This is a genomic window from Companilactobacillus nuruki (genome assembly GCF_002872255.1).
GTDB lineage: Bacteria > Bacillota > Bacilli > Lactobacillales > Lactobacillaceae > Companilactobacillus > Companilactobacillus nuruki.
Genome location: NZ_NIPR01000055.1, coordinates 1 through 10152 on the forward strand (window position 1 = coordinate 1; position 10152 = coordinate 10152).

The 10152-nt window shown below is 33.6% G+C and carries 9 protein-coding genes and 2 pseudogenes; 1 reads left to right on the forward strand and 10 read right to left on the reverse strand.

Annotated elements, in window-relative coordinates:
• Positions 1-260: 260 nt before the first annotated feature.
• The 3 genes from CBP76_RS11480 to CBP76_RS11495 all read right to left on the reverse strand — a co-directional run bounded on the left by CBP76_RS11480 (position 261) and on the right by CBP76_RS11495 (position 2944).
• Entirely contained in the window at positions 261-1466 is a 1206-nt protein-coding gene (locus CBP76_RS11480; protein ID WP_102197005.1) for an NAD(P)/FAD-dependent oxidoreductase, read from the reverse strand.
• 359 nt (positions 1467-1825) lie between these two features.
• A complete protein-coding gene (locus CBP76_RS11485; protein ID WP_102197006.1) occupies positions 1826-2410 on the reverse strand; it encodes a recombinase family protein in 585 nt (194 codons plus the stop codon).
• A gap of 201 nt (positions 2411-2611) precedes the next feature.
• Positions 2612-2944, reverse strand: a complete 333-nt coding sequence (locus tag CBP76_RS11495) for a VanZ family protein (RefSeq protein WP_158298625.1) — start codon at positions 2942-2944, stop codon at positions 2612-2614.
• Between the two features lie 374 nt (positions 2945-3318).
• Between CBP76_RS11495 and CBP76_RS11500 the strand changes: the two are divergent.
• Positions 3319-4223 (forward strand): annotated as a pseudogene (locus CBP76_RS11500) (IS256 family transposase); the annotation flags it as partial.
• Here the strand turns inward: CBP76_RS11500 and CBP76_RS11505 are convergent.
• The 7 genes and pseudogenes from CBP76_RS11505 to CBP76_RS13255 form a co-directional block, all read right to left on the reverse strand.
• Positions 4210-4467, reverse strand: a complete 258-nt coding sequence (locus CBP76_RS11505; RefSeq protein ID WP_102197008.1) for a hypothetical protein — start codon at positions 4465-4467, stop codon at positions 4210-4212. The pseudogene CBP76_RS11500 and the gene CBP76_RS11505 sit on opposite strands and share 14 nt — an antisense overlap.
• A gap of 56 nt (positions 4468-4523) precedes the next feature.
• Complete coding sequence (locus CBP76_RS11510) at positions 4524-5537, reverse strand: glycosyltransferase family 2 protein (RefSeq protein ID WP_102197009.1); 1014 nt, start codon at positions 5535-5537, stop codon at positions 4524-4526.
• A gap of 23 nt (positions 5538-5560) precedes the next feature.
• A complete protein-coding gene (locus tag CBP76_RS11515; protein ID WP_102197010.1) occupies positions 5561-7045 on the reverse strand; it encodes a hypothetical protein in 1485 nt (494 codons plus the stop codon).
• A 206-nt stretch (positions 7046-7251) separates the two neighbouring features.
• A pseudogene (locus CBP76_RS13405) lies at positions 7252-7386 on the reverse strand (IS256 family transposase); the annotation flags it as partial.
• Positions 7387-7478: 92 nt separating this feature from the next.
• On the reverse strand, positions 7479-7964 hold the full coding sequence (locus CBP76_RS11525) for an acyltransferase (protein ID WP_217350218.1): 486 nt from the start codon (positions 7962-7964) through the stop codon (positions 7479-7481).
• Positions 7965-7979: 15 nt separating this feature from the next.
• The gene (locus tag CBP76_RS11530) at positions 7980-9221 is read right to left on the reverse strand and encodes an oligosaccharide flippase family protein (protein ID WP_102197011.1); all 1242 of its coding nucleotides are present in this window, start codon (positions 9219-9221) and stop codon (positions 7980-7982) included.
• A gap of 17 nt (positions 9222-9238) precedes the next feature.
• Positions 9239-10152 (reverse strand): hypothetical protein (locus tag CBP76_RS13255; protein ID WP_166667264.1); only part of this gene is annotated, 914 nt, incomplete at its 5' end.

Sequence of the window (10152 nt, forward strand, 5' to 3'; positions counted from 1 at the left end):
AACAGCTAAATAAAAAAACAGCTAGACCATTTATGGTCTAACTGTTAACTTGAACCGCCATCAACTTGATTTGACGAACAGCCTAATTATCTCGGGCACACGCAGTATAACTAAAGTTAAGATTAATGTAAACAATAAAAAGCCCTCATCAATTAAGATGAAGGCCGTTAATTTGCTACTGAGCCATCGTTAATGATGGCCATTTTGTTCTAAAGTACATTCGTGATGACGCAATGATTCACCGATATCTCATCCAGATACTAAGCCTTCTTCTCTCGAATGGAGCCCACCAGATCATCTGTAGCTGGAGCGTTCGCAAGCAATGCGCGAACATCATCAAGATTCACCTTAACATTCCAAACTAAAACACCAACTAACTTATCGGTATCTATGAAATAGACAAGCGATCCATGCGTTCGCCGATCAAAAATCAATTGCAATTTAGGATCAATATTACCGATTGCTTGCCAGGAAATATCAAAAATCATGGAATAGAAGTATGGGGTATGCTGATAGCTCATGTGAGCACCTGCCATATTACGGCCAACTAATTCACCAGAAAGTCGGGCATGGTCCACGTGCTCAATCCGTTGCCGACCCAAGATGTGATCTGGATAAGAGGCAATATCTCCAGCAGACCAGATGGCTGGGTCACTAGTATTGAGATACTCATTAACTTTCACACCACCATCAGCTAAATCCAAACAACTGTCTTCAGCTAAACTAATCCGCGGCGTAACGCCTAACCCAACAATGATCGTATCGGCTGCGATCACCGTACCATCCTTTGTCAATAGAGTCAAGTGGTCACCTTGGCGTTGATATGATTGGACAAACTGACCACTCATCAGTGTGACACCATTGCGTTTGAACGTGGCTTCATACTCAGTCCGAATAGGCTCAGGAAATTTACCCTCACCCAGTGCTTTTTCTGGAAAAATCATCGTAACTTCAGTCTCATTTTGGGTCAGTGACGATGCGAGCTCTGTACCAACATATCCACCACCAATGATCACAACTCGCTTGTTCGGACCACTAAATTTACGTAACTTGCGATAATCTGACCACTGTCTAAAGACTAGCACATGTGGATCAGAAGGTCCCTGGATTTGTCTAGGTTCTCCGCCAGTTGCTAGCAATAGCTGTTCATACTTGATTTGCTCACTATCGTCCAATGTAATGACCTTATCTTGCCGATTAATAGCCGTAACCGTTGTCTTGAACTTAAAAGTCACATTGGGATAATTTTCAGCACCAATCTGAATGTTCTCTTCAGTAAATTCATCATCTAGCCATAGTTTTTTACTCAGTGCCGGTCGTTCATATGGGACATCCGCCTCTTGCGAAATAATTAAGATCTCACCCTCTGAATCTTCCTGTCGAATTCCCTTGACGGCATAGCCAGCAACCACTCCGCCACCAACAATGACGTATCGATAGCTGTTTGTCTGATCCAAATCACTCATCTAATCGCCTCCATAACTTTACTTTTTCTAGGATCATTGTAATATAAAAACGCCATGATTCGAAAAATAACGCTCAGAATTGTCAATCGTTGCTTGCCTTTATCAGAATAATAATTTTATTTACATACTGCTACAAAGCTATCAAATATCACTATGATCCAGATTTAGAATTGCGGATAACACAGCATAAAATAATATTATTTTAATTAAAAAACCTCAATTTTTAAGGTAATCATTTTTGATTTTAATTTGAAGTAACAATATTCGAAGAGTTGTCATTTTTCTTGGTCATTTCTCGGATTTTAGTGGAGTTAGAAGTTTCAAGTGGTCCGCTCTGCTATGATTCTCTCATGTAAACATCATCTTTGTATATTGAATTTCTTTCGATATCTGATAAAGGTCGTCCGTTTAATCCCTGTATTACGGGCAACATCTACATCACTCATACCCGTTTGATAAAGCTTAAAAGCGTGTTGCAAGCGGGGATCGTCTTGGGTGTATTGGGGTTTGCGCCCATGATATTTACCCTGCTGCTTAGCTAAGGCAATCCCTTGCTGCTGGCGCTCAATGATTCGCTTACGTTCACTTTCGGCCTGATACTTATAGAGTTCAATAATCAAGTTGGTCATCAGTTGACGTAAATTTGGGTCAGCAATCCCTGTCATGGACGGTAAATTCAACACATCTAGGGTGGCACCCTTATTTTGAATGGAGTTCATGATCTTAGTCAAATCATGGTTGTTTCTGCCTAAGCGATCTAATTCAGTGACCAGGACAATATCTCCCTCACGAATATAGGCCAGCATTTTTTGCAGTTCTGGCCGATTAGTGTTAGCCCCACTTAATTTATCCGTAAATAATTTATCAACGTCTTTTAAAGCCGCTAACTGTCGATCTAAATGTTGCTCCTTGGAACTCACACGCGCATAACCGATTTTAGCCATTTTCAGTTCTCCTTTTGGACAGTTCTAATGAACACTTGTAATTCCTAGTATAGCACAGAAATAAAAAAGGCCAATAGGGTATACCCTAGTGGCCGTTTTTGATCCATTATCAATGGCTTTTTAAATTAGGGCCTAGTACTTTTGGAATGGAAATACTTTCCAACACCAAAAATTCTAGACCCAAATAAATTTACCTACGGGTTATTTATCAATTAACTTTGATAGATAATAACCAACTACAAATCCTAAAGTATTAGCAAGCACGTCATTTATATCTACCCAACGATGTGTTATTGCCAAATTGTCTGTTATAAATTGAATAAATTCGATAGTGAATCCAATAAGGATTCCAGTTGTAATCACATGAGAAATTTTGAATTTGGGAGAGAATAAAATATAGGTAAATATTCCTAAGGGACAAGTCATAATGATGTTTAGCCAGAATCCTAATTGATCTAATTCTTGAAAGGGAATGTAAGCAACTGGTGCCTTACCAATCATCATAAAGCTAATAGCTTGATTTGACGATGGCAATTTAATAGGTAAGGTTGGGTTAAAACATAAAAAACAAATTGATAAGGCTGAAATTCCTAATAATACCCAGGCAAATAATTTTGAAATATGGTTAATAATTCATCATCTACTTTCATTATTAATTGAATTAAAAATATTGCGATAATTTATAAATTCTTCCTTAAATACATATTTTTGAAAACTAAATTTCAATTATAAGCATTTTTATCAAAACTATCACAAAAAAGTAGTAATAACGGAACTTTAACAAATCTTTTGAGAGCGTAAAATATCTTGTGTAAATGCATAAAAGATTTCTGAATTGTATAGAAATAGGGAATGCCTTCCCTTATGATATTTAGTAATCACAGAAAACATCACAGGAGGCATTCCCCATGAATGAACTTACCACAGAAATTATCGCTGCACTAGCCCAAAAGCAAGATTTGGACGAAGTTTTTCGTCACCACCTCGAAATTGCGATTAACCAGCTGCTTCAAACCGAATTGGCAGAGTTTTTGGGTTACGAACGCTACTCATACGCTGGGATTAACACTGGTAATAACCGCAACGGCAGTTATGAGCGCTCGTTTGATACGAAGTACGGCCAACTTACCTCGAGATCGCAATGGCCGGTTTGAAAATCATACCTTGCCAGCCTACGGTCGGCACAGTGATAATTTAGAAACAACGGTCATTCAGTTGTATACTCTAAGGGAATTACCACTGCTGAAATTGCCGAACTCATTGAGAAAATGTACGGTGCTCACTACTCCAAAGCTACGGTTTCCAACATGACTAAAGCCGTCAATGAACAGGTTCAAGCTTTCCAGCAACGTCGACTGGCTTCACAATATGCGGCCATCTTCTTAGATTCCACTTACTTGCCGTTAAAGCGGGATACCGTTCAAAAAGAAGCCGTTCATATTGCGATTGGCATTCGTCCAGATGGTACGAAAGAAGTGCTGAACTACCAAGTGGCGCCAACGGAATCGACTGGAATCTGGACTGAACTGCTGGGAACCTTGATCAAGCAGGGCGTTAAAGATGTGCTGTTGGTTTGGATGAAGGCTTGAATCGGCATTTCCCTAAAGCCAAACGATAACGTTGCCTGGTTCATGTTGGGCGGAATCTGATGAACAAAGTTCGCGTAAAAGACCGCAAGGCCGTGATCAGTGACTTTAAACAAGTTCATCGGGCCGCCAACCGTGAAGCAGCCGAACTGAAACTGAATGAGTTCGCCAACAACTGGCATCAGACCTATCCCAAATTAATCAAAGATCTGCTTAAAATGCCGAATTAACTTGCTGATAGTCACTTAACGCCAATGGCTTATACAACGAAAATGTAATTGCACTTCCAATACCTAATTCAGCAAAAGATAAGAAACTTATCAAATTTGTAAAAAGTCCATTTGCACCTAAATAGCTAATGGATAGGTTTTTGATAAAAATAGTTTGTAAAGTAAATTGTCCTATTATTATGATTCCTTGTGATAAAAATCCATAGGCTGCATTTCTAATGGATAAACTTTTTCTATTCATATAGTATTACCTAATATTTCCCTATTTATTTTACTCTCTCTATTGCACAAGTAACGTTAAAATTTTCGAATATTAACTATATTAAAATGGTCCCTAATTCTCTTAAAGCTAAAGCTTAACTTCCAAATTATTTGAGAACCTGCTTTGTACCCAAAAATATGCCATATTATTTTAGCTAATACATATTTAAAGCCGTTAGAAGATTGAATAATATTTTTATTGTTTTTAATAAAATTTATGCATGTTGCCCTGTCATGGCTATTTTGGATTAAGATTGCTTGAGGTGCTATACTAGTATAACAATTAGCAAAATACATCTTCATCAACTTTGGGGTTTCAAAACCACTAGCATTATTGTACGCTTTTCTAAAAGTTAGTAACTGACTTATTACTGTTTTATACGTTTTTGTATTATTTATAGATCCCTCCCGGTTAAGACGATAATTTACAAAAGATAACGATGTGACTTTAAATGAATGTATTTTTGGAATAATTTCAAAAAAGAATTCGGCATCTTCTGCCCCAGAATTCTTAATATTAAATTTAACGTGGGATTTTAGTAAAAACATCCTATTATATATAGTCTGGTATGCTGGCCATGGAAGTTGTAATCCCCTTTTTACTATATGTTCACATAAAGAGCTCATAGTATTAATACCATTTTGTTGAAATTCAGTAAGATCATAACTAACGTATTCATTGTCAGGACACCAATTTGTTCTATTTCCAATAATAACATTATAATTATGATTATTAATTAAGGAATATATATTATATAATGCATCATTTTTGAGCATATCATCTCCGTCAAGAAATATGATATATTCTCCGCTAGACATACCTATTCCAAGGTTACGTACTTCTGAGAGGCCTCCATTCTCTTTATGTATCGTTTTAACTTGTTTATGCAATTTGGAATATTGATCGCATACTTCTCCACTATGATCTGTGGAGCCATCATCAATTAAAATCAATTCATAATCATAAAACCGTTGCTTTAAAACACTATCAATGCACATTGATAAATAATTCTCTATGTTATATACAGGTACAATTACAGAAAATTTCATATACTACTCCTATTTTAAAATCTCTAATTGTTTTTAGTATTATTCATACCAATAAGAAATTTGCCCTTATTTTCTCCCATCCTTGCTTTAAATGTCACATCATTTAATTTTAATAGAATGATTAAAGGAATAAAATCACTTATAAATTCAGCATATATGTTTTGTGTACTATATCCCATACACATGGAACAAACATAACCCATATATGCATATATATATTTATATGATATCTTATTTGATCTAGTCATTAAAAAATCTAATTTAATAACATAATGCTCAAAAATTATAGAAAACAAAAAAGGAAACGCAGGAAAGTAAACATATCCTATTCCCGAAATCGGAGCAATCAGTGATTGATTACTCATACCATTAAAAATATTAAAGTAATAGTTAATCCGATTTGCCTGATTTACATAATTTGAAATGAAAGGTAAACTCCCGGTAAAGTCATTGATAAATGTGCTTATATTAATATTAAAGCTGCCATATTTCTTCATATCTATCATTTGGCCAACTAACCTTGGTCCTGAAAAATAATCTTGAAATTGCCCGCTCATAGTTGCAATCACTGATTTTACAGGACTAGTACTCAAAGAAAGAGCATAAGAAAATTTATTAATCGAAATTAAAATTACCGGAATTATTAAGCCCATGCTTAAAACTACATAAAATGTTAGCGGGATTTTCCCCAAAATATATCTAGTAAAATACAAGCCCAAAACAAGTGCAAAAATAATTCTTAAGCGATTGTAACCCATATTCAAAAGTACACTTAAAAGGATTATGGATATTCCCCAAAATAGATGAAAATAATATAAATGGCCTTTATTTTTTATGTATGATTTATGTAATAGTATAAATAAAATAATCACTATTACTTTTTTAAAAGTATCTGAAAGAATAGTGAACGCACCATATAAATTATTATTCCCAGTAAAAATAGTGGGATCATTTGTGATAGCATTTTTTATTAAGGAACCGATGGATAACAGAGATGGTTGAAAACACAATACAAGAGTGCCCGAAAAAAGAGCATAAACAGATAATACCAATAAGTGATCACAATTATTCTTAGTAAAAGACTTCGCTTGATTATTAAAAATATTTCTATATCTTTTACTATAGTATTTTATAGAAAAATATTGTGTGCAATAAATGATAATTAGCTCTAAGCTCATTAATATCTCAGCAAATAGCATTGATTCTTTTAAAGGATTAGGTCCCCAGCCCCAGGAAATAAATTTACCTGAGAAGATAGTGAAAAAGGGGGTCAACACATATCTAATAAATATTAGTACATAGGCTACATAAAAAATTATATTTAACCCATATGTTTCTGTGCGGATTAAAAAAACAGTAAATGTAATATTAGCAATTGAATAAATTAATGGAATTATAAAAAGATATTGATAAAGATCATTAGAATTACTGTATAAACAATAAAAAAAAGTGAACAGTGAAAAAAAAGACATTCCATAAGACGTAAATATAAATTTTCTTGATATCAAATATTATTTCCCCCTAAAAAAATTTTGTGAGCCTAAACAAGAATTCATCGCATTAGTATCTGATTTAAATAACCCCATTTTCATAATCACTAAATTCTTGCCGGTAACGCCAACAATATACCGATCTTGAAGTTAATAAAACAAATTCTGTAAATCCTCTTAAAATTGCAATATTTATTAAAGTAAACTGTCCCAAGATAATTAAGTTCGTAACCCAAAAACTCTGCCAATTCGGTTTGAAGCAGCTGGTTAATCGCAATTTCGAGGTGGTGACGAAAAACTTCGTCCAAATCTTGCTTTTGGGCTAGTGCAGCGATAAGTTCTGTGGTAAGTTCATTCATGGGGAAGGCCTCCTGTGATGTTTTCTGTGGTTACTAAATATCATAAGGGAAGGCATTCCCTATTTCTATACAATTCAGAAATCTTTTATGCATTAATAAGTAGTAATCGTAAGTTCCTCATGTAATTTTACGATAGAATTTTCTGGAATATCTTTATATATTAGGCAGTTAGCACCAACTATAGAGTTATTTCCAATATGAACTCCTTTTAAAATAGTTACATTACTCCCTATCCAACAATTTTCTCCAATACTAACTTCGGAAGTATTAAAGCCTTGCTTAGAAATTGTTACTTTCTTATTTCTAAATCTATGATTTTGATCATAGATTTTAACATTTTCTCCAAGAATACTATTATCACCAATAATAACGGATTTATTTGCTGAAATAGACAAGCCATTGTTTACAAAGACATTTTTTCCAAAAACAATTTGCGCTTTATCTGTTACAAACAACGAAAAACACCCTCTGGATCTAAATCCACGTTTAAAAATTACTTTTTTACCGAAAATAAACTTATAATAGCCAATTAATAGCCATCTTCTCAAAGTCATATTCAAGCGATGAAAAAAAAACATTTTGACTCCTCACAATCATTTCTTTTTATTATAAAGATACTTATATTTATTAAAGTATCCTAAGCGCATAAGTAGGATTACTACTTGACTTAAAGTCCTTAGGACCATTATCCAAAACAGCGTCATTAAATGACAGGACACCAAGATCACAAGTCCCATAACCTGGCAAACAGCCCCCATTACAGTAGAAAATGTTACTTCTTTAACTTTGCCTATTGGTCCTAGCAGGGGCCATCCGTGCAAAATAGTCAAAAATAAGATAAAAAGCAAAGGAACAGATAATCGCATCAAAAAAGAAGCCGCTTTATATTTTTCTCCCCCTACGATCGTAAGTATCAGTGGGGCTCCTAGAAATGTTATTAAGCATCCTAATAGAACTAAAGGACTGAAAAACAAAATAATTTTTCTGAATAATTTTAAATCCCTTTTTTTAACCATTTCAGGATATATTCCATCTTGAATTGGGTTATACAAACTTTGAATAGCACCAATGAATTGCATTATTAATGCCCAAAAGGCGACATCGCGTGCTGATAAAAAGATCCCAACACAAACCGTATTTAGAGCATTGAAAGCTGTACCTGACATATCTGATATAAAATATATACTTGATTCACGTAAGGCGCTTATAACATTATTAAAACTATCAAAAGTTATTTTTATTTTTAGCCTTTTTATTTCAAAATTTACCCAGAATACTGCAATCAATGAGCCTAAAACATCTAATAATGGTAATTTGCTTAAATCACCATTATTTCTTATAATTGCAAAAGTAAGTGCTACCGCAATTCCTTTAGAAATTAGATACCTCATTGTTACTATGTTCATTTTTTCTAGACCACGAAAGAGATATTCATATATAAAAGTATCTAAAAAAAGTGGGCAAAACATTATTATTGTAAATATAGCATGTTTGTTCAATATAGGAATGGTTTTAATCATTATCAAAAGGACAATAAAAGCTATTACAGATAATAACAGTTTTGCTTGCGTAATCTTTCCAACAATTTTCCCAATTTTTTCTATATTTCCTTTTGCTTCAACAATTTCTCGTGTTCCTGATATCAAAAAGCCAAATTGCATTATCAAATTAGCATAAACCACTACAGATTTTACATAGCTAATGACACCATAATTTGATACTGTAAAAATTCTTGCTAAATATGGTAACGTTACTAGCGGCAAGATTACTTGTGTAATACTCATAATATACAACAGTGAAATATTACTAGCTGATTTACTTATCTTTAGTTTCATAAATTTTAACCTACTTGCTATATTCTATATTTATCAATAAAGTAATTCACGATAAATAAAATGGGAACAAAAAATAAAATACTATTATAAGTATAACTTCTTCCATACCAAACCATTCTTGGAATGGAACTAAGCATCAAAATAAACTCATATTTAAAAAATAGATTTTTATATTGAACAAAAATTCTGAAAAAGAGGAAATCTAATATAGATACAAAATAAATTCCTTTAATTCCAAAATCCATAATGGGCATCGCCAATATAGGTTCTCCACCAGGATTAACATATTTAACTGCTTCAGTAAAAGTATTGAATCCTGAAGGTGAAGTAAAAGGTATTGCAGAAATTAAATTTGCCTTTAAAAGTTGGCCTTTTAAAGTTCCAAAACACTGTTCATAATCAATCGCAACATTAAAAAGGTATCCCACATCAGATGTCGTTGGAGTAGTTAATAATCCTTTAACTTCACTAAGAAACGTAACCTCTTGTCCATTTCGGAGTGTGGCAATACTGTTAAGCAATACCAGAAATAAAAATAAAAACAGAAAAATTAAAAAAGCACGTAATATCTTACCAAGATCCTTTTGACCACTTTTCTTCATTAATATATAAATAGTAATACCAAAAACTAAGCCTGTAATGTCTGCACGCTCTCCGTTTATTAGAAACCAACTAACAACAAACAAATACGTTAACTTTACTGAAGTTTTCTTTCGTAAATAAGGAAAATTAAAAATCAATGCTACAATTGCCAGTTGATTCCAAGCATGTCCCGGCAGGAGCATATTAAATCTTTCATTGGCACTGCTAGAAAATTCTAATCTCGGAAACGCAACAAATGTAAAAAGAACTGCCACTAAATTATTTACAACAATTGTCAGATTCTTTTTATTATTGAATCTTAATTCAACTAGATCTAACTCTTTTTTTC

What these genes read in the sequence shown, in the direction of transcription:
- CBP76_RS11480 (WP_102197005.1), bottom strand. Translation starts at nt 1,466, where the DNA reads ATGAGTGATTTGGATCAGACAAACAGCTATCGATACGTCATTGTTGGT.
- CBP76_RS11485 (WP_102197006.1), bottom strand. Translation starts at nt 2,410, where the DNA reads ATGGCTAAAATCGGTTATGCGCGTGTGAGTTCCAAGGAGCAACATTTA.
- CBP76_RS11505 (WP_102197008.1), bottom strand. Translation starts at nt 4,467, where the DNA reads ATGAATAGAAAAAGTTTATCCATTAGAAATGCAGCCTATGGATTTTTA.
- CBP76_RS11510 (WP_102197009.1), bottom strand. Translation starts at nt 5,537, where the DNA reads ATGAAATTTTCTGTAATTGTACCTGTATATAACATAGAGAATTATTTA.
- CBP76_RS11525 (WP_217350218.1), bottom strand. Translation starts at nt 7,964, where the DNA reads ATGTTTTTTTTTCATCGCTTGAATATGACTTTGAGAAGATGGCTATTA.
- CBP76_RS11530 (WP_102197011.1), bottom strand. Translation starts at nt 9,221, where the DNA reads ATGAAACTAAAGATAAGTAAATCAGCTAGTAATATTTCACTGTTGTAT.